Source organism: Sorangium sp. So ce204 (genome assembly GCF_051526795.1).
GTDB lineage: Bacteria > Myxococcota_A > Polyangia > Polyangiales > Polyangiaceae > Sorangium > Sorangium cellulosum_B.
Map to the genome: position 1 here is coordinate 3,588,549 of NZ_CP150317.1, position 19,444 is coordinate 3,607,992.

A 19,444-nucleotide genomic window follows, 5' to 3' on the forward strand; every position below is an offset into this window, starting at 1 on the left:
TGGGTGACAGCGGTGACAGCGGTGACAGCGGTAACAGCGACGGCAGCGACGATATCGCGCGCCGGCCGCGCCCGCGGCTCCGTCAAAACGCTGGTGCTGCGCCGGGTACCACGGCATCATCCTCGGTCGAGATGATCTACCTCGTCGCCGCGACGCGCCCGAACTTCATGAAGCTCGCCCCCATCTGCCGCGCCCTCAAGGCGCGCCGCCTGCCGATGCGGCTGCTCCACACGGGGCAGCACTTCGACACGACGATGAGCGATGTGTTCTTCCGGGATCTCGGCCTGCCGACGCCGGATCACACGCTCAAGGCAGGCGGCGGCTCGCACGCCCAGCAAACGGCGGCGGTCCTCGTCGGCGCCGAGGCCGACATGATCGAGCACCGGCCCAAGGTCGTTGTCGTCGTCGGGGACGTCACCAGCACGCTCGCAGGCGCGCTCGCGGCGTCCAAGCTCGGAATTCCCGTCGTCCACGTGGAGTCCGGGCTGCGCTCGCGCGACTGGACGATGCCCGAGGAGATCAACCGCGTCCTCACCGACCAGCTCTCCGATCTCCTGCTCACCCCCTCTCACGACGCCCACCCCAACCTGCTCGCGGAGGGCATCCCGCCCGAGCGAATCCGGTTCGTCGGCAACGTGATGATCGACTCGGTCCACTACGCCCTCAAGCGCCAGACGGACGCGCTCTCGCGCTTCGGGCTCGAGCCGAAGAAGTACGCGATCGCGACGCTTCACCGCCCGGCCAACGTCGACAGCGCCGAGCGGCTCGCCGAGACGCTCGACGCGCTCGAGGCGATCGCGCAGCGCCTGCCGACCGTGTTCCCCGTCCACCCGCGCACCGTCGCCCGCGCCGAGTCCTTCGGGCTGTCGGCGCGCCTCCGCGAGACGAAGGGGCTCCGGATCATGGAGCCGCTCGGATACGACGATTTCGTGACCGTGATGGGCAATGCGCTGCTCGTCGCGACCGACTCCGGCGGCATCCAGGAAGAGACGACCGCGCTCGGGATCCCGTGCCTCACGATGCGTCAGGGCACCGAGCGGCCCATCACCGTGACGCAGGGCACGAACATCGTCGTCGGGCTCGACGCCGCGCTCATCGCGCGCGAGGTCGACGCCATCCTCGACGGCCGCGCCAAGCGAGGCTCCGTGCCCGAGGGATGGGACGGCAAGACCGGCGAGCGCATCGCCGACGCGCTCGAAGCGTTCCTCGCGGGGGATCCGCCGCCCAAGACCGCTGGCCCCCGCGCCTGAGCTCACCGCCCACCCTCGCTCACCGCGCCGCCCCATCGCTTCTTCCGTGGCCTACGTGGGCGTCGCGCCGGCCGCTCGACCACACTCCCCACAACCCCCGACCAAACAGCGCTCCATGGCCCGGAGCGCCCTGGGTTGTGCTTGTTTATCGATGAACAGCCCCGGTATATAGTTGTATCGTGGCAAGAAATTTTCGACCTGGCGTGGAGTGGGCGGCGCGAGGGCGAGGTCAACGAGGTTTCTCGCTCGTCGAGGTGATGGTCGCGGGCGGGGTCGTGGCGATCCTGGCCGCCCTGGGGACCCAGGGGGTGTCCAGGTACCTCGTGCTCGCCAAATCGGCCGAGGCCAAGCAGACGGTCGGCGGCATCGCCAGGGCCGTCGTCGGTTCGGCCGAGCGCCTCCAGGCGATGTCGGGCACCGCGCCGGTCCAGCCGCTGTGCAGCGATGCGGTCACCGTGCCCAACGCGTTCTATCGTGTCCAGGGGCAGAAATATCAGCCCGATCCCAGCCCGGGGGTGGACTACAACACCGGGAGTCCGACCGTTGGCTGGAAGTGCCTTGCGTTCTCGGTCAGCCACCCTCAGTCGTACCAGTATCGATATCGACTCGGTGGCTCTCCCATGCCTGTCTCCGTCAACCATTTCCCGGAGGACGTGCCGGTGGATCGCAGGTGGGCCGCCTATGCGCGAGGCGACCTCGACGGGGACAATACGCACGCGTGGTTCGCGCTGGACGGCTACATGAAGGACGGGCAGGTGGTGTTCGCGAGCACGATCGGCACCATCGACCCGGACGAGTAGGCGGCGCCGCCATGGACACCGCAGCTCTCCACACGCTCTTCGGTGCCCTCTCGTCGCGCCGCGGCGGCGAGAGCACCGCCATCGAGCTCCCGGGCGCGGACCTCGCGGCCGCGCACCTGCGCTGCGCCGACCTCCAGGGCGCGAACCTCGCGGGCGCGCGCCTCGACGGCGCCAAGCTCACCGGCGCGAACCTCGGGGGGGCGCGGCTCGACGCCGCGTCGCTCGTCAACGCCGACCTCACCGGGGCCGACCTGCGCTGGGCCGATCTCTCGGGGGCGCTGCTCGGCGGGGCGCTGCTCGCGGCCGCGGATCTGCGCGGGGCCAAGCTCCCGCGCTCGTTCTCCTCGGCGGGCTCGCTCGTGGGCGCGCGCGTCGATCCGTCGGCGTGCGCGCGCTCTGGCTTCGACGAGGAGGCCATCCTGGCGCTGGCGAGCGCGGGCGCGTCGTTCGACGACATCGCGTCGTTCCCTTCGCCGCTGCGCGACGCCCTCGCGAGCGCCGACGCGGTCCCCGAGAGCGCAGCGCGGAGCCGTCGCCCCGCGGCGCCGGACTCGCGGAGGATGGAGGCGGCGCCAGACTCGCGGAGGATGGAGGCGGCGCCAGACTCGCGGAGGATGGAGGCGGCGCCGGACTCGCGGCGGATGGAGGCGGCGTGGTCATCGCAGCGGATCTCGGCGCCGCCCGAGTCGCAGCGGGTACCCGAGTCGCAGCGGATGCCCCCCGCGACCGACGTTCCTCGCCAGGGCATGGCGATCAGCGCCCCGCGCCGCGCTGCCGGTGAGCGCGAGCCTCCGGCGGTCCGCCGCGCCGCCGTGCCCGGTGGCCCTCGGAGGGCGCCGGGCGCGCCCGAGCTCGCGCGGTCGACCGAGCTGCGCCTCGCGCTCGCCGGCGGCGCATTGCTCCTCGTCCTCGCGGCCGCCGTCGCCCTGACGAAGATCCCTCCGCGCGGCCTCCTCCTGGCAGCGCACGCCGGCAGCGCGCTGGGCGCGGCGCTCTTGACCTTCGCGCTGCCTCTCGTCGGCGCCGAACGCAACGCCGCGCGCTCCCTGGGCGCCCGCCTCGTGCTCGCCGCGTTCGCCGCGACGCTCGTCTACGGCCTCGATCCGTCGCGCCTCGCGGTCTTCCGGCTGCGCGCCACGCTCGCCTCGGGCGACGCCGCGCAACGGTCCACCGCGGTACGCCTCCTCGCGCGGAGCGGTCACCGCAGCTTCGAGGGGCTGGATCTGTCGGGGCTCGATCTCTCCCGAGCCGATCTCGGCCAGAGCAGCTTCCGGAACACGCGCCTCGCCGGGGCGGACCTCTCGGGCGCCGCGCTGATGGAGTCGACCTTCGCGGCCGCCGATCTGACCGCCGCCAACCTCCGAGGTGCCGACCTCACCGGGACCGACGCCGAACAGGCGACCGGCTGGGAGCTCGCGGCGTGCGACGCCGCGACGGAGCTGCCCGGCGAGGGCGCGTGCCTGCTGGGACGCCCGGCGCGGGCAAATCAGCCCTCGGGCGACACCACCGCGCGCTCCGCGCACGAGGGCGCCGCGCCGGCGGGGGCGCTGTAGCGAGCGGCGATCGGCGGTCGCGGGCCGGATCGCTCGGGAGGTCGGGCGCCGGACTGGCCAGACGTCTGGCGGTCCCTGGCCAGGCGTCCGGCCGCTCCGTCACGGCACCGACGTCAGCCCGGACGCCGCGCCGCCGCGCGGGCTGCGCGGGCCGCCGCCGCGTCGTCGACCGCGAGCGCCGCCTCGGCGATGGCGGCGAGATCGGCGAACGAGGCGCCGGCGAGCGCGTCCTCCACCGCGTCGAACGCGGAGGCGCCCATGCTGAGGCGCGTGATCCCGAGCCCGACGAGGAGCGGCGCGACGCCGGGATCGCCGGCGGCCTCGCCGCACACCGAGACCGGCCGCTTCGCGGCGTGCCCCGCCTCCACCACCCCGCGCACGAGCCGCAGCACGGCCGGGTGCGCCGGATCCGCGAGCGCGTGCAGCCGCGGGTGACCACGCTCGGCCGCCAGCGTGTGCTGCGTCAGATCGTTGGTCCCGATGCTGAAGAAGTCCGCCTGGCGCGCGAGGCGCTCCGCCATGAGCGCCGCCGACGGCACCTCGACCATGATGCCCGTGGCCACGGGCCAGCGGTGCGCCGCGCCCGTCGCCGCGAGCGCCTCGTGCGCGCGCTCCAGCGCGGCGCGCACGGCGCTCACCTCCGCGGCGATCGAGACCATCGGGACCAGCACCCGGATGTCATGGCCGCGCCCCGCGACCAGGATCGCGCGGAGCTGCGCCTCGAGCAGCGCCGGCCGCGCGAGGGAGAGGCGGACGCCGCGGACGCCCAGGCTGGGGTTCGCCTCGGCGTCGAGCTCGAGGTACGGCAGCGCCTTGTCCCCGCCGGCGTCGAGCGTGCGGACCACGATCGGAGCGCCGGCGAACGCCGCGAAGATCTCCGCGAGCAGCTCCGCCTGCTCGTCCTCGCCAGGCTCGTCCACGCGGTCCAGGAACAGCATCTCGGTGCGCAGGAGCCCGATCCCGAGGGCGCCCGCCTCGCGCGCGGCGCGCGCGTCCGCGGGGCCAGCCACGTTCGCCCAGAGCTCGACCTCGCGGCCGCAGGCGAGGCGCAACCGGCCGTCCCGGGCGCCTGGCGGCCGCCGTGACGCGCGGAGGGCCGCCTGCCGCCGCTGGAGCTCGATCGTTGTCTCGGGATCCGGGTCGAGCCACACCTCGCCTGTCGCGCCGTCGAGGCCGGCGCGCGCGCCTCCAGCGTCAGGCACCAGCGCCGCGGCCCCGGCGACCGCGGGGATGCCGGCGCTCCGCAGCAGGATGGCCGCGTGCGAGGTGGGACCGCCGCGCCGGTCGATGACGCCGAGCACCCGCCCCGCATCGAGCCGCGCGGCCTCCGACGGCGCGAGGTCCTCGGCCACGACGACGGCCGGCGGCCCGTCGGGCAGCACCGCCGCGGCGCCGCCGAGCAGGGCGCGCACCACGGCGTCGCCCACGTCGTGAACGTCGGCCTCGCGCGCCCGCAGGTACGGGTCGTCGAGCTGCCGGTAAATCGCGGCCGCGGCGTCGATCGCCTGGCGGAAGGCCCAGGCGGCGTTGCAGCGCTCCCGCTCGATGCGCGAGATCGCCTCGTCGACGAGCGCCGGGTCGCAGAGCAGCGCCTGGTGGGCGTCGAGGATGTCGGTGCCGCGCAGCGCGCTGCCGAGGTCCTGCGCTGCCAGATCGAGCGCCCGCCGCAGCCGCTCGGACTCGGCCGCAGGATCGTCGACCGTGGTCTCGGGGACCTCCGGCGTCGACCGCACGAGCCGGACCATGGGGCCGAGGGCGACGCCGGGCGCGACGGGGATGGCGTGGCACGACGCGAGGGGCGCCGTGGGCGCGGCCGGTGGCGCGTCGCGCTGCAGGAGCGCGGCGAGCGCCTCGACCGCCTCGGCCGCCTGCCGCCCGGTCGCGCGCAAGCGCAGCACGTCGCCCCGGCGCGCCCCGAGGGACGCGAGCGCGATCAGGCTCGAGGCCGGCACCGGACCGCGCGCGGCCGTCACGTTCTCCAGGGTGATCGCCGCGTCGAAGGCCACCGCGCGCGTGATGAGCCGCGCGGCGGGGCGGGCGTGCAGGCCGCCCGGATCGGCGATCGCGAGCTCGACCGTCGCGGCCGGCGCGCCCGCGTCGGTCGCGGCCACCGCCGCCGACGCGGGGCGCTCCGCCTCGCCGAGCTGCTCGGCCTTCGGAACGAGCGCCTGCCGCGCCTCCGCGGCGACCTGATCGAGCGTGCCACCCGCCGCAGCCCGCACGGCGGCCGCGATCGCCCCTTCCACGATCGGCCCGCCGGTGAGGCGCGTGCGCGCGGCGATGGCCGGATCGATGAGCTCGAGCGCCGTCTCGGCGCTCAGGATCGCGCCGCCGATGTCCATCAGCACGACTGCGCCGGCCGGCCCGCAGACGCGCTCGATCGCCGCGGCGATCGCGGTCGCGTCGGTGCCGAGCTCCGCGCCGCCGTCGCCCGCGCCCGCCGCGCATGCGATGGCGACCGCCTCGCCGGTCATCTGGCGGGCCAGCGCCTCGGTGGCCTCGGCCAGCTGCCGGCTGTGCGAGACCAGGACGAGCCCGACGCGGCCCGCCGCTCCGCTCATACGCCTGCCGTCGCGGCCAGGCTCCGCAGCAAGAGCGAACACGACGTGGCGCCGGGGTCCTGGTGCCCAGCGCTGCGCTCACCGAGGTAGCTCGCCCGGCCCTTGCGAGCGATGAGCGGCACGGTCGCGAGCGCGCCGGCCTGCGCCGCCTCGGCGGCGCGGGCGAGCCCGTCCATGAGCGGGGAGCGCGCCGGGTCGCCCGTGGGCGCCGGCGCGCTCAGCGCGGCCTTGAGCGCGTCGACCGCGGGGGAGAGCGCGTCGACCATCGTCTTGTCGCCGGGCGACGCCTTGCCTCGCCGCTTCACGCCGTCGAGGCCCGCCTCGAGGCACCCGGCCAGGGCCGCGAGATCGAGCGCCGCGGCGCCGGCCGCCCGCTGGCCCGCGTCGCGGAACAGCGTGCCGTAGAGCGGGCCGCTCGCCCCGCCGACGGTCGACAGCAAGATCATCCCGACGCCCTTCAGCAGCGCGCCGACGTCGCCGTGATCGAGGTCGCCGAGCCGGGCGCGCGCCGCCGTGAAGCCGCGCGCCATGTTGACGCCGTGGTCGCTGTCGCCGATCGCCGCGTCGAGCTCGGTCAGGAGCGCCTTCTCGCGCTCCATGACGTCGGCCGCGCGCTCGATCCACGCCGCGATGTGCGCGCCGTTCAAGGCGTCCATGGCTCAGGTCCCCCAGCGCAGCGCCGGCGTGTGCACCGGCGCGTCCCACCAGCGGAGCATCTCGTCGTCGAGCTTGAGCAGGGTCGCCGACGCGCCGGCCATCTCGAGCGACGTGATGTACGACCCCACGAGGCTGCGCGCGACCTTGAGGCCGCGCCCCTGCGCGATCGCGCGCGCCTTGCGGTACACGACGTAGAGCTCGAGGAGCGGCGTCCCGCCCATGCCGTTGACGAACAGCAGCACGTCGTCGCCCGGCTCGAACGGCAGGTCGTCGAGGATCGGCTGCATCAGGATCTCGGCCACCCGGTCGGCCGGCTCCAGCTTGGCCCGCCGCCGGCCGGGCTCGCCGTGGATGCCGATGCCGACCTCCATCTCGCCCAGGCCGAGCTCGAACGACGGCTTGCCGGCGTGCGGCACCGTGCAGGCGGAGAGCGCGACCCCCATGCTGCGGCCATGCGCGTTGACCCGCCGGCCGAGCGCCGCCACCTCCTCGAGCGGGCGGCCCGCCTCGGCGGCGCCGCCGCAGATCTTCTCGACGAGGACGGTCGTCCCCACGCCGCGCCGTCCGGCCGTGTACAGGCTGTCCTCGACCGCCACGTCGTCGTTCACGAGCACGCCCTCCACCGGGATTCCCGCCTCGCGCGCGAGCTCGGCGGCCATCTCGAAGTTCATCACGTCACCGGTGTAGTTCTTGATGATGTGGAGCACGCCGGCGTCGCCGTCGACTGCCCGCGTGGCTTCGAAGATCTGGTCGGGCGTCGGGCTCGTGAACACGGCGCCGGGGCAGGCGGCGTCGAGCATGCCGCGCCCGACGAACCCGGCGTGCAGCGGCTCGTGCCCGCTGCCGCCGCCGGAGAGCAGCGCGACCTTGCCCTTGCCCTTCGCCTCCGCGCGCGTGACGAAGCGCGGCGCGGCGTTCACCCGGAGGAGCTCGGCGTGCGCGAGCGCCATCCCCTCGAGCGCCTCATCGACGAGATCGTCCGGCGCATTGATGAGCTTCTTCATCCTGCCTCCGCTCCGTGCCCGTTCGGCCCGCGCGCAGGATATCCCCATGCCATTGCCCGCCGCGAGAGGAGATCTTTTGAACGCGCCGTCCTATGCTGAGGTCGCCGTGGATCGAATCGCCCCCACGCTCCGCCCCCCTGGCCGCCCGGCGGGCTTCCAGCGCTGGAGAGAGCTGCTCTTCCTGCACTGGGAGACGCCGATCGCCGCGCTGCGCGCCGTCGTGCCGCCCGCGCTCGAACTCGACACCTTCGAGGGCAGGGCGTACGTCGGCGTCGTCGCCTTCACCATGCGCGACGTCAGCCCCTGGTGGTCGCCGAGCGTGCCCGGGATCTCGAACTTCCACGAGCTCAACGTCCGCACCTACGTCCACCACGAGGGGCGCGCGCCGGGCGTCTGGTTCTTCAGCCTGGACGCGGCCAAGGCGATCGCGGTCGTCGCGGCCCGGGTCGGCTGGCACCTGCCCTATCACCACGCCTCGATGGATCTCGAGTCGAGGGACGGGGAGGTCCGTTACCGCAGCGAGCGGCGCTGGCCGGGCCCCGTGCCTGCGCGCTTCGAGGCGCGCTATCGCGTCGGCGCGGCGATCGACGGCGGCGCCGCGGCGCCGGGGACCTTCGAGCACTTCCTGGCCGAGCGTTACCTGCTGTTCGCCGCGAGCGGCGGCGCGCTCAGGATCGGGCAGGTGCACCACGCGCCCTATCCGCTCCACCGGGCCGAGGTGACCCACGTCGAGGAGAGCGTCGTCGCCGCGGCCGGCCTGCCCGCCCCGGCGGGGGCGCCGCACGTGCTCTATAGCCCGGGCGTGGACGTCGACGTCTATGCGCTGACGCCCGCCGCGCCGCGCGGGTGACGCCGCCGCGCCGCGGCCGCGCGGTGATCCGATCGCGCTCCTGCGCCCCGGGGAGCCCGGGCCAGAGCGCCGCGGGCACGGGCGGGCCTGCGCCCGCGGGTCAATGCCTCGTGAGCCAGTGGATGACCTGGGACTCGAGGCCCGGCGCCGCCCCGAACCCGAGGCTCAGCGTCCGCGGGAAGCCCACGTGCCCGCCGTGCCGGAGCCACTGCACGTCGAGCAGCGGCGAGCGCGGGTGGGCCTCGATCGCCGGCCGCACCGTGTCGAGCGGCACCATCGGGTCGGCCTCCGCCGCGACGATCAGCGACGGGACGGCGATGTCGCGGAGGCGCGGCGCGGCGCTCTCGCTCGCGTAGTAGGCCTCCGCGCTCTGGTAGCCGAAGCGTCGCGTCATGATGCGCCGGTCCCACTCGCGGATCGTGCGAATGGCGAGCGCCTCCTGGAGGGGCACGGGCACGGCGCGGCGCGAGGCGACGGCGGTGTACATCTCCTTCAGCCCGGACATCACGTGCCTGCGGTAAACCCACCGCTCGGGCTGATCGATGGCGGCGACGGCCCGCTCCAGGTCGAGCGGCGGGCAGACGGCCGCCACGGCGTGGACGCGCCCGTCGAGCGCGCCCGACGCCGCGTAACGGAGGGCGATATGCCCGCCCAGCGAGTAGCCGAGGACGAGCACGCGCTCGTACCGGTCGAGCTCGGGGGAGGTGATGGCGGCGTGGAGATCGGAGAACAGGCCAGCGTGGTAGATGTCGTCTCCGTCGCCCCCGGCGCCGCGCAGGTTGATGCGCAGGCAGGCGAGCCCCGCGCGCTCGGCCCTCTGGGCGGCCTCGACCACATAATAACTCTCGCTCGTACCGCCGAGCCCGTGGACGACGACGAGGAGCGAGCCCGCGTCTTCTCGGTGGCGGATCCTGCCGAGCAGCCGGACGGGCCCGGCAGGAGTCTCATCGACGTGGACCGAGAAGGGGGAAGACGGAGCGAGCCGCGGGGCGTGAATCTGATGCTTGAGCCAGGGAGCGACCGTCCAGAAGTGGCCGTGGAGGATGCGCTGCATCATCCCGTTCGTAACACGGGTGACGCAGCGTTTCTATTTCACCCGCTCGCTCAGCGACACACGACCTCCGACGAGCCGCTGCAATCGTTCCGGCACACGTCGCAGAGGGCGCACTGGAGCATCGCGTCGTAGAGGGCCGCGCTGGCCGGGTCTGCCGTCCTGCAGGCCGCCTTGCAGGCGTCCGTGTCGCACGTGCGGAAGCAGCTCACGTACTCCATGCACGCGGTGCTCTCCGTGCACGCCGAGAGCTCGTCCTCGCAGCTGGTGTCGAACGCGCACTGGATGCACCCCGAGCTGCCGTCGCCGCAGGTGCCCGAGCCGTCGCATACCGGCGGCGGGACGGCCCGCTTCACGTTGAGCGTGAACGCGCCGTCGCTGGTGTCGGTCGAGCCGTCCACCACGACCACGACGGTCTGACCCGCCGCGAGCGTCACCGTGACCTCCGACTGCTCGACGGTCGTGTCGTCGTTGCACGCGAGCTGAGCCCCCCTGCAGGTCGCGTCGTGCACGTGGAGCATCGTGTCGAACGCCGATCCGAACGTATCGAAGGTGTAGTCGCCGGCGACCGGCGCCGTGAACGCGTATCCCGCGTCGGGGCTGCTCGAGTCGCGGCAGGCCGTCGTCACGGTCGGCCGCACGCTGTTGGGTCGGCCGATCGTGCTGCCGGTGATCGTCTGCGGCACCGACGAGGCGAGGGTGCCCGCAGGGCAGCTCGGCGCGCTCGCCCGCGTCACGCTCAGCTCGAAGGTGCCCGCCTCGCCCTCCGCGCCGTCGACCACGATGTAGACGGTCTGGCCCGTGGCCAGGTCGGCCGTGATGACCGCGCTCGGGTCGGCGCTGCACGCGATCTCGGAGCACCCCGTCGCGTCGAGGAGGGCGAGGACGACGCTGTAGCCGGAGTTCGTGCTGTCGAACGAGTAGACGCCCGCGGTCGCGGCGGTGAACGAGTAGATGCGCTCGCCCGCGCTCGTGGCGGAGCACGTCGGGGAATACGTGTTCGCCTGGCCCGCGGTCGTGCCGTTGACGATCTGCGGCACGGCGCTGCCGAGATCGTTGCCCGGGCTCACCGTGCACGCGCACGCCCCGGACTGGCAGACCTGCGAGTCGTTGCACGCGGCGCCGCACTCGCCGCAGTGATCGGCGTTGGTCTGGAGGTCGACGCAGACCTCGACGCCGTTGCAGGCCGTGAGCCCGGAGCCGCAGCCGTCCTCGCATTCGCCGGCGACGCACGTCTGGTCGTCCGTGCACGCGGTGCCGCACGCGCCGCAATGCCCGGCGTCGTTCTGGAGGTTGACGCAGGCGCCGTCGCAGTCGGTGAGCCCCTCCGAGCACTCGCCGTCCTGGCACTCGCCGGACTCGCAGGTCTGGCCGTCCACGCACGCGGCGCCGCACTCGCCGCAGTTGCTCGGGTCGGACGCGACGTCGACGCACGTGCCGCCGCAGTCGGTGCGCCCGCCGGGGCAGCCGCCCTCGTCCTGGCACTCGCCGGCCTCGCAGGTCTGCCCCTCCTCGCAGGCGTTGTTACAGCGGCCGCAGTTCGCCTCGTCGCTCTGGGTGTCGACGCAGCTGTCGCCGCACGACGCGAGGCCGTCGTCGCACGCGGCCACGTCCACGCACGCGCCGTCGCGGCAGGTCTGGTCGCTGCCGCACGCCACGCCGCACGCGCCGCAGTGGCTCGTGCTCGTGCCCGTGTTGATACAGATGCCGTCGCACTCCGTCTCCGGCGCGACGCACGCGCTCGTGCTGGGGCCGCCGTCCGAACACGATGCCACGGCGGCGAGCGCCGCCGCAGCGAGCCAGAGCAGGGTATACGTCGGCGCGAGCCTGAAGCGCGATTTGAGCTTTTCCATGAACCTTCCCTCGGCAGAGTCGCCGACGACGGGGGTCGTAACGCGGAGCTACCGGGAGGATACGACGATGGCCTTCCAGGATGTCAATCCTTGCAGCCTGAATCCCGCGCGCAGATCGTCGATCGTCGCCTGCGCCGGCGCGCGCGCCGTTTTGCCACCGTCGCACACCTTGACCACAGGGTGGGATGAAGAACATCTCAACGTTCTTCATGATCAACACCATGTTGATCCACGAGCACGCGGCGAAGGCCAATTACCACCCGTGCGCGGCGTGCACCGCGCGGCGCTCGGCCGGCACGGCGATCACGGGCAACCCGATCACCGCCGGCGTCGCCGCGCTCAACGTGCTCACGGGCGCGCTTCAATACCTCTTCTCTTCGCGGCGCTCCTCCTGATCGCGGCCGTCGTCTTCGTCCTCCTCGCCCGGCGCTGCGTGGTGGTCGACCGCTTCCAGCGGAGGCCCCCGGGCGCGTCCGTCCCGGCGTCCTGACGCGTCGCGCCGGTTCAGCCCTCGCCGCGCCGCTCCTCGTCCTCGGGCTCGCTCGCATGCGCGGGCGGGATGCGGACCCGCACCGTGCGGATCTGCCGCGGGCTCGCGTCGACGATGTGGAGCTCCGCCCCGTCCGGGGTCGTCACGACGTCGCCGGGCGCGGGGATGCGCCGGGCGAGCCCCAGGCAGAGCCCCGCGACCGTCGACCAGCGGACGTCGTCCGGCAGCGTGATCGCGAGCTGCCGGCTGACCTCGTGGACCGGCATGTCGCCGGGCACGAGCGCCGACCCGTCCGGCTCGCGCCGGATCGTCTCTGCGTGGGGCGGGTGCGCCTCGTTCTCGGCGAAGATCTCGCCGACGAGCTCCTCGACGAGGTCCTCCATCGTGATGATGCCGATCATGCCGCCCTGCTCGTCCACGACGACGGCGAGCTGGAGCCGGCGCCGCTTCAGCTCGGCGAGGAGATCGACGGCCGGCATCGACCCGACGACGAAGTACGCCGGCCGCAGGATGCTCTCCAGCGAGAACTGCCCGTCGCCCCACAGGAGCGCGAGCACCTCGGGCATCGTGACGTAGCCGATCACGTTGTCGTTCGACCCCTCGTAGACCGGCATCCGCGTGTGGCCGTGCTCCAGCACGGCGCGCTGCACCTCCGGGGCGGCCGCGTCGCGCGGGAGCGCCACGACGCGGCCGCGGGGGAGCATCACCTGGAGCGCGGTGAGCCAGGCGAAATCGATGGCGCGGGACGCGATCTCGCCGGCGCGCCTGTCGACCGAGCCCGCCTCGGCGGCCTCGTCGACGATCTGCTGGATCTCCTCGGGGGAGAGGCGCGCCTCGACGAAGTTCGTGCGGTCGCCGAAGAGCCTCAGCACCAGGTTGGAGCTCTCGGTGAGCAGCCAGACGAGCGGGCGGGCGAGCGACGAGAGCTCGCGGAGCGGCGGGCCGACGAGCATCGCGTACCGCTCGGAGGCGCGGAGCGCGAGCGACTTCGGGACGAGCTCGCCGAGGACGAGCGACAGGAAGGAGACGAGCGCGACCACCGCGGCGAACGCGAGCTCGTCCGCCGCGTCCCCGACCCACGGCACAGCGCGGAGGACCGGCGCGAGGTCCTTCGCGAGGGTCGACCCGCCGAAGGCGCTCGCGGTCGCGCCGACGACGGTGATGCCGATCTGCACGGTGGCGAGGAAGCGCTCCGGGTTGCCCCGCAAGCGCTTCACCGCCCACGCCCGGCGGCTCCCCGACTGGACGAGCTGGTCGAGCCGCGTCTTGCGGACCGTGACGATCGCGATCTCGGCGCCCGAGAAGACGCCATTCACGAGTACGAGGGCCAGGATGATGAGGATTTCCGAGAGAATGGCGGCTCCCTCCGCGGCGTTCCCGGGTGCAGGCATAGCGTGTCGCTCGCCCGGACGGCAGCGGCGCCGGACCCGCGGCGCATGAAACCCAGGCGGCCGTGGCTGCAGCGTGCCGCGGGCCGCGGATTGTGCTCATGGTGAAATTTTCTGAAGGGAACGGCCGCGCGCAGCGGTGGGTCGCGCCGCCAGCCGCGCCGTCACGCACGGCGGCAGGCGTCACGCACGGCCGCGGGCGCTGCGCGGAGGGCTCACGCCGCCTTGCTGGCGCGCCGGTCCCGCACCGCCTGCGCGAGCAGCTCGAGCACCGGAACGGTGTCGCTCCAGCCGAGGCAGGCGTCGGTGATGCTCTGGCCGTAGGTGGGGGGCTTGCCCGGCGCGAGATCCTGTCGGCCTCCCACGAGGTGGCTCTCGATCATCACGCCGAGGATGTCCCGCGAGCCCGAGCGCAGCTGGTCGGCCAGGCTCTCGGCCACGATCCTCTGGCGCGCAGGATCCTTCTGGCTGTTGCCGTGGCTGCAGTCGACCATCAGCCGGCGCGGCAGGCCCGCCTTGGTCAGGCGGTCGGCCGCCTCGCGGACGTGCTCGGCCGCGTAGTTGGGCCCGCGCTGCGAGCCGCGCAGGATCACGTGACACGACGCGTTGCCGCGCGTCGCCACGATCGCCGAGATCCCCTGCTTCGTCACGGAGAGGAAATGGTGCGCCTCGCGCGCGGCCCGCACGGCGTCGACGGCGATCTGGACGTCGCCCTCGGTGCTGTTCTTGAAGCCCACGGGGCACGAGAGCCCGGAGGCGAGCTCGCGGTGGATCTGGCTCTCGGTCGTGCGCGCGCCGATCGCGCCCCAGGAGATGAAATCGGCGATGAACTGCGGCGAGATCGTGTCCAGGAACTCGCTCGCGCTCGCGAGGCCGAGCTCGGCGATGTCGCGGAGCAGCCCGCGGGCGACGCGGAGCCCCTTGTTGATCGAGAAGCTCCCGTCGAGGTCGGGATCGTTGATCAGCCCCTTCCAGCCGACCGTGGTGCGCGGCTTCTCGAAGTACACGCGCATGATCACGAGCAGATCGTCGCTCAGCCGGTCGCGCGCCTCCCGGAGCTGCGCGGCGTACTCCAGGGCGGCCTTGGGGTCGTGGATGGAGCAGGGGCCCACCACCACGATGATCCGGTCGTCGTCGCCCGAGATCACGCGCTCGGCGGCCTTGCGCGTGAAGGCCACGGTCTCGGAGGCCGCGGGGCTGACGGGGATCTCTTCGATAAGGATCGCGGGGGGGATCAAGGGCCTGAGCCCTGCAATACGAAGGTCGTCGGTCGAGTAGTACATCGTTGAGGCTCCAGCATAGCGCGACGACATACGCCCCGACTACCCGCGCGTGGGCCGGAGGCGCTTTCTGGTCGTCGCACGGCGCCCTGTACTCCCGTATCCCGTATCCCGTATCCCGTACGTCTTGCGATCGGCCTGAAGATTTGTCTCGCTGGCGCGGGCGGGCTATCGGGCCATGGGGGGGCGCCGGATCCGGGCTTCACGCTGGCGCTCGCGCGAGCGCTGGCCCGACCGCGCCGGCGGTCTCCGCCGGTCATATGCGCGCTGGCGAGTGCGCCCGCTCCCCGCCCGGTCGCCGCAGGAACGGGGCGCCCTTCGGCTGCGTGCGGCAGGGCGCCGCCGGCCGCTTCGTGCCCGCCGTGGGCGAGCGGGCGGGTCGCTCTGCCAGCGCCGTCCGGCGTGGGGTGTTCGCCGAGCGTGCGGCGCTCGCCGAGCGCGCCGCCTCGGTGACGTCGCTCGCGGTCGTCGGTCGCGGCGGTCGTTGCTGCCTTCGCTCTGCGCGGGGCTCCTCGAGCAGCGCGCGCAGGGACGCGAGCGCGCGCGTGCGCCACTTGTACGCCGTCGACAGCGGGATCCCGTGTTGTTCGGCGACCGTCGCCATCGGCACGCCCTCGAGGTCGTGCGCGATGAGGATCTGCTGCTCCTCGGCCTGCAGCGACCTGAGCCGCGAGAGGATGAGGGAGCGCGTCTGCTCTGCGTCGATCTGCTCCTCGGCGTTCGGGCGCTCGTCGGCGACGCGGCGCGGGGCGTGGCCGGAGGACAGCTCTTCGCGCCGGTGGTGCGCGCGGTCGCGGTAGTGGGCGGCCACGTGGACCGTGATCCTGTTGAGCCACCGCTCCGGTCGGGCGCGGAGCGGGTCGTAGGACGGGAAGCTCTGGTATCCGGCGAGGAACACATCCTGGAGGATGTCTCGCCGATCACGGCGTGGGACCCCGAGCCGCCTAAGCCAATTCCATACGGAGTCGTAGGTCTTCCCCCGAAAGAGCCGGACGAAGGCCCGCTGTCTATCCAGCGGCATCGACGGTGCGAGAGTGCGATGCGGTTGTCCCATGCTCGCTTAATTAGGAGGAGCTGATCTCCCATCTCAAAAAAAAGCCATCAGCTCTGAAAAATGATCTTCTGTGCGCGCGCGATCCCCCGCGTCTCGCCCCCAAGCGCCAAGGACGGGAAGAGCAGGGCTCTGCGGCGGCTGGGCTGGTGAAGGTATCCTGTGCAGGAGAGCAGCACTGAAGTCGTCGGGAACTGAACGGGGGAATCGCCCTCGACCGAGCTCTCGGCTGCGCGTGCTGCGGCGGCTCGGAGAGGAGAGGCGGACGAGAGGTCGATAGGAGCCAGCGCTCCACTCTCTTGGTGTCCTCGGCGGTTCAACGCCTTGTCATCCGAGCAGTGCTCTAGAGCAGCGGGCGGGGCCCGGCGGCTGCCGTCCTCGCGCGGAGCGCGCGCAGCGCCGCGTTCCTCTCGGCGGTGAGGCGGCCAGCCGGGAACCTCATCCGGTGCTCGATCAGCCGGCGCTTCGCCTCCGCATAACGACCGCGCGACAGCGCCGTGATCGCGCCGTCGATGAGGGTGCGCTCGGCGGCGATCTCCTGATCGTTCGACGCCCCAGACGGTCCCGCGGAGGGCAAGGTCGCTCCGCCCGACGGACGGGGCGCGGCCTTCTGCGCGGGCGGCGCCGCGCCGGTCGCTCGCGGGTTCCCGGCGGCCGCGATCCGGCCGCCCTGCGGATCGTCCGCCGCTGCAGCTGCGCCGGGCGGCGGCGGCAGCACGGCCGGGGACCGCGGCAGCGCGGCCGGGGAAGGCAGCGGTGGCGCGGCGGGGGACGGCGGCGGCGGCGCGGGCGGGGGCGGCGGCGTCCGCATGGCCGCCATGGCGAGCCCGGTCGCGGCGCGCGTTCCGGCGGCGGCCGGCGTCGAGGCGGCGCGCAGCGCGCCGAGCGTGAGCGCGATGACGGCGGCGGCGCTCGCCAGCGGGACTGCGATGCTCGCGGCGAGATGGAGCGAGCCTGCCCGCGTCGGCGCGCCGCCCTCGATCGGGAGCTTCCATGGCCCCGGAGAGAACGCCCCGCGGACGCTGCGGTACAGCCGCGTGAGCCACGTCGGCGCGCCCTCGCCTCCCGTGCGCGCCTCCTGGACGAGCGCGCCGGCGCTGAAGGGGATGAGCGCGAGCCCGCGGCCGCGCTGCCGCGCCTGCCAACGACGCATCGCCGCCTCGATGTCGACCCAGGCGAGCCGGTGCCGGCTCCACGCGGTGCTCAGGGGGATCGACAGCTGCTGGGCGATCTCGGCCATGTCGATCTCCTCGAGCTCATGGGCGATGAACACGCAGCGGCGCTCCATGGGCATCTCCTGGAGCAGCTTGTCGAGCACGCAGCGCCGGTCCCTCGCGATGGCGTGCTGCTCGGAGTCGGGGGTGACGTCAGGCAGCGCCGCGAGATCGTCGAACGGCCGGAGGCGCTCGTGGCGGCGGTGGGCCCGTCGGAAATGGTTCGACGCCTGGTGGGTCGCGATGCCCATGAGCCACGATCGCACGGTGCCCCGGCTGGGATCGAACCGCGGCAGCGCACGGTAGGCGCCGGCGAGGACCTCCTGGGCGACGTCCTCGATGTCCTGCGCGCGGACCCCGAGGCGGGCGAGGTAGCGGGCGATGAACGAGAAGTGCTCGTCGGCGATCTCCGCCATGCGGGCGTGGGAAGGCTCTGCGGATGTGTTTTTGCGTGACGGTGACCCCATCTCTGTTCCCCCCTCGAGCGTGGCGACGGCGTCGTCGCGAAGCTTGTCAATGCGCTGCCTCGGCACCCCGAGGGAGGGCAGCGCGACGCGCGGGCGCCTCGCTCCGCGGATCGAGATGCACGTCCAGACGGAAGCCCACGAGCCCGCCGTAGGCCGGCGGGGTCCAGAGCACACCTTCCTGGCTCTCGACGCGGAACTCCGAGAGGCGCAGCACGATGTCGCCATAGAACTGGATGGCGATCCGATCGGTGATCGGGATCTCGACGCCCGCGCGCGGCCCTGTGGCGAGCCAGAGCGACGAGGTGTCGATGATCCTGGCGCCGGTGCTGGAGGTGGTCACGATCCCGACCGACGCGACGGCACAAGCGAAGAGGTGACGGCGCTGCGAACACGGCATCACGTTCGCCGCCGCGAGCCAGGTCGAGATGCTCGTCGCCTCGTCGAGCTGAACCGTGACCGGCAATTGAACGTGGCCTTCCACGCCGAGGGTGAAGGATGGATAACGGAGCGCGACGTGGAGCGCCGTCCCGGCGGTCGTCTCCTGCAGGGTTCCGAACACAGCGGACCCCGCAAGGCCGACCCTGACGTCGGGCCACGCCCGCCGCGCGGGCGCGGCGGCAAGGGCGTCGGGCGGGGGCGGGGCAGGGGAGGGCGGCGGGGGGGGAGGGGCGGGCGGGGCGGGCGGCACGTGGAGGCTCGGATCGAGCGCGACGCGGAGCGAGAGCGCCATGTTCATGACAAGCTCTTTGCAGTCGTCGTGATAGACGACCAGGTGCCGAGACCATGCGATGGATCCATCCGCGTCGTAGAGATCCATGGTGGCGTGTATCTCCCTCCCTGGACCGCGGAAGACAAGGGCTTTGGCCTGCGCGGCCGCCTCGGGCTCCACCGGGTCATAGCCGAGCTGCCTGGCCATCTCCTCGCGCAGGAGCCCCTCGCCCGGGCAGCGCTCGGCCCCCGGCGCGCGCCGGTACTCGAGCTGCACCGCGGCGCGGGGCGGCGCGGCGCCGGCGCGCCAGGGCGACAGCAGGGCCGCGGCCGCGGCGACGAGCCACAACGGCGCTCGGACGCTGGTTCCGCCCGCCCGAAGTCCGACCAGGGATCGCCGGCGCGCGGAGCCGGGTCGGTCCTGCGTTGCCGCGTCAGCCCCGGTGTCTCTTGCTGATGCTGCTGACATGGTGCTCATCGCGGCGTGGTGACCGCTTGTTCAGGCCAGGTGTCATCGGCCGCGTTCCCGTCCAGGGAGCGGCCAGGGTGACCGCTCAGAAGGCATCCACGGGGAGCACGAGCCCCACGCCGACCACGCCGGAGAGCGGAGGGACCCGCCATACCTCTCTGTTGTTCACCCAGAGGGACGGACGGCTGTGGTTCGTGTGCAGCTCGGCGAACCCGCGCAGGAACAGCTGCTCGGAGAAGCGCCAGTCGCCCGCGACCCGCAGGCCGACCGAGCTGACCCACGGCTGGCGCGCTCGAATGCTGACGCCGGGGTCGCTCGTGATCCGCAGCTCGCCGGCGTCGAAGACGGCGCACACCGACAGCACCCCGCGATGACCGCAGATGTCGAGCGTCGGCATCGCGAGGCTCGCATGGACAAGGACGCCGTCCGCGAAGGTGTCCGCCAGGGAGGTGAACATCCGCGCCTCGACGCCGATCGACAGGCTGGGCCAGCGGAACGCCGTGGCGAAAGACGCCCCTCCGCCGAGCGCGGGCAGGAGGCCCACCGCGAGCAGCGGTGACGCGGAGATCTCGCCGCGGAACATGTGGTCGTCCTCCTGAGTCTCCCGTCCCGATTCAGACCGAGGCGTATCCGCGTGCACCGGGGTCGTCGCCATCAAGACAACGAGCACGGCGGCACAACCGGCGCGTCGCATCGGCGTCCCGGCTAGGGCGGGATCGGTGCGGTACGGAGCGGAGTGGACACCTCGACCCGATGCACGCCGCTGTCTCCCGTCCGGCCGCAACACCCCGCCATGTG

Annotated in this window: 16 protein-coding genes; 5 read left to right on the forward strand and 11 right to left on the reverse strand. The window is 73.3% G+C overall.

Annotated elements, in window-relative coordinates; all coding sequences use genetic code 11:
* The first annotated feature begins 131 nt into the window (after positions 1-131).
* From wecB to WMF22_RS13650, 3 genes are all read left to right on the forward strand, one after another.
* On the forward strand, positions 132-1,250 hold the full coding sequence (gene wecB, locus WMF22_RS13640; RefSeq protein ID WP_012235118.1) for a non-hydrolyzing UDP-N-acetylglucosamine 2-epimerase: 1,119 nt from the start codon (positions 132-134) through the stop codon (positions 1,248-1,250).
* A gap of 179 nt (positions 1,251-1,429) precedes the next feature.
* Positions 1,430-2,050: a pilin gene (locus WMF22_RS13645; RefSeq protein WP_438036015.1), complete on the forward strand. Its 621-nt coding sequence runs from the start codon at positions 1,430-1,432 to the stop codon at positions 2,048-2,050.
* Positions 2,051-2,061: 11 nt separating this feature from the next.
* Complete coding sequence (locus WMF22_RS13650; RefSeq protein WP_438036016.1) at positions 2,062-3,603, forward strand: pentapeptide repeat-containing protein; 1,542 nt, start codon at positions 2,062-2,064, stop codon at positions 3,601-3,603.
* A gap of 113 nt (positions 3,604-3,716) precedes the next feature.
* Here WMF22_RS13650 and ptsP read toward each other — a convergent pair whose 3' ends face one another.
* Genes ptsP through dhaK form a run of 3 tightly spaced genes read right to left on the reverse strand, consistent with a single transcriptional unit; the run spans position 3,717 to position 7,825 of the window.
* Positions 3,717-6,164, reverse strand: a complete 2,448-nt coding sequence (ptsP, locus tag WMF22_RS13655; RefSeq protein ID WP_438036017.1) for a phosphoenolpyruvate--protein phosphotransferase — start codon at positions 6,162-6,164, stop codon at positions 3,717-3,719.
* Entirely contained in the window at positions 6,161-6,820 is a 660-nt protein-coding gene (gene dhaL / locus WMF22_RS13660) for a dihydroxyacetone kinase subunit DhaL (protein ID WP_437299524.1), read from the reverse strand. The genes ptsP and dhaL overlap by 4 nt, the downstream gene beginning before the upstream one ends.
* A 3-nt stretch (positions 6,821-6,823) precedes the next feature.
* On the reverse strand, positions 6,824-7,825 hold the full coding sequence (gene dhaK / locus WMF22_RS13665) for a dihydroxyacetone kinase subunit DhaK (RefSeq protein WP_438036018.1): 1,002 nt from the start codon (positions 7,823-7,825) through the stop codon (positions 6,824-6,826).
* 106 nt (positions 7,826-7,931) lie between these two features.
* Between dhaK and WMF22_RS13670 the strand changes: the two genes are divergently transcribed.
* Entirely contained in the window at positions 7,932-8,675 is a 744-nt protein-coding gene (locus tag WMF22_RS13670; protein WP_437299526.1) for a YqjF family protein, read from the forward strand.
* Positions 8,676-8,775: 100 nt separating this feature from the next.
* Here the strand turns inward: WMF22_RS13670 and WMF22_RS13675 are convergent, their stop codons facing one another.
* Both WMF22_RS13675 and WMF22_RS13680 read right to left on the reverse strand, forming a co-directional pair.
* Positions 8,776-9,732 carry a YheT family hydrolase gene (locus tag WMF22_RS13675; protein ID WP_437299527.1) on the reverse strand — a complete coding sequence of 319 codons (957 nt, stop codon included), beginning with the start codon at positions 9,730-9,732 and terminating at the stop codon, positions 8,776-8,778.
* Between the two features lie 47 nt (positions 9,733-9,779).
* Positions 9,780-11,579: an MXAN_6577-like cysteine-rich protein gene (locus WMF22_RS13680; RefSeq protein WP_438036019.1), complete on the reverse strand. Its 1,800-nt coding sequence runs from the start codon at positions 11,577-11,579 to the stop codon at positions 9,780-9,782.
* A gap of 185 nt (positions 11,580-11,764) precedes the next feature.
* Here WMF22_RS13680 and WMF22_RS13685 point away from each other — a divergent pair, with 185 nt between their 5' ends.
* Positions 11,765-11,974: a hypothetical protein gene (locus WMF22_RS13685; protein ID WP_438036020.1), complete on the forward strand. Its 210-nt coding sequence runs from the start codon at positions 11,765-11,767 to the stop codon at positions 11,972-11,974.
* A 109-nt stretch (positions 11,975-12,083) separates the two neighbouring features.
* Here the strand turns inward: WMF22_RS13685 and WMF22_RS13690 are convergent, their stop codons facing one another.
* The 6 genes from WMF22_RS13690 to WMF22_RS13715 all read right to left on the reverse strand — a co-directional run bounded on the left by WMF22_RS13690 (position 12,084) and on the right by WMF22_RS13715 (position 19,229).
* Positions 12,084-13,460 carry a hemolysin family protein gene (locus WMF22_RS13690; RefSeq protein WP_438036021.1) on the reverse strand — a complete coding sequence of 459 codons (1,377 nt, stop codon included), beginning with the start codon at positions 13,458-13,460 and terminating at the stop codon, positions 12,084-12,086.
* Between the two features lie 212 nt (positions 13,461-13,672).
* A complete protein-coding gene (locus WMF22_RS13695; protein WP_437299531.1) occupies positions 13,673-14,740 on the reverse strand; it encodes a 3-deoxy-7-phosphoheptulonate synthase in 1,068 nt (355 codons plus the stop codon).
* 253 nt (positions 14,741-14,993) lie between these two features.
* Positions 14,994-15,791 carry an RNA polymerase sigma factor gene (locus WMF22_RS13700; RefSeq protein ID WP_437299532.1) on the reverse strand — a complete coding sequence of 266 codons (798 nt, stop codon included), beginning with the start codon at positions 15,789-15,791 and terminating at the stop codon, positions 14,994-14,996.
* Positions 15,792-16,131: 340 nt separating this feature from the next.
* Positions 16,132-17,418, reverse strand: coding sequence for an RNA polymerase sigma factor (locus tag WMF22_RS13705; RefSeq protein WP_438036022.1), 1,287 nt, complete (start codon positions 17,416-17,418; stop codon positions 16,132-16,134).
* A 97-nt stretch (positions 17,419-17,515) separates the two neighbouring features.
* A complete protein-coding gene (locus tag WMF22_RS13710; RefSeq protein ID WP_438036023.1) occupies positions 17,516-18,526 on the reverse strand; it encodes a hypothetical protein in 1,011 nt (336 codons plus the stop codon).
* 205 nt (positions 18,527-18,731) lie between these two features.
* The gene (locus WMF22_RS13715; protein ID WP_438036024.1) at positions 18,732-19,229 is read right to left on the reverse strand and encodes a hypothetical protein; all 498 of its coding nucleotides are present in this window, start codon (positions 19,227-19,229) and stop codon (positions 18,732-18,734) included.
* Positions 19,230-19,444: the final 215 nt, after the last annotated feature.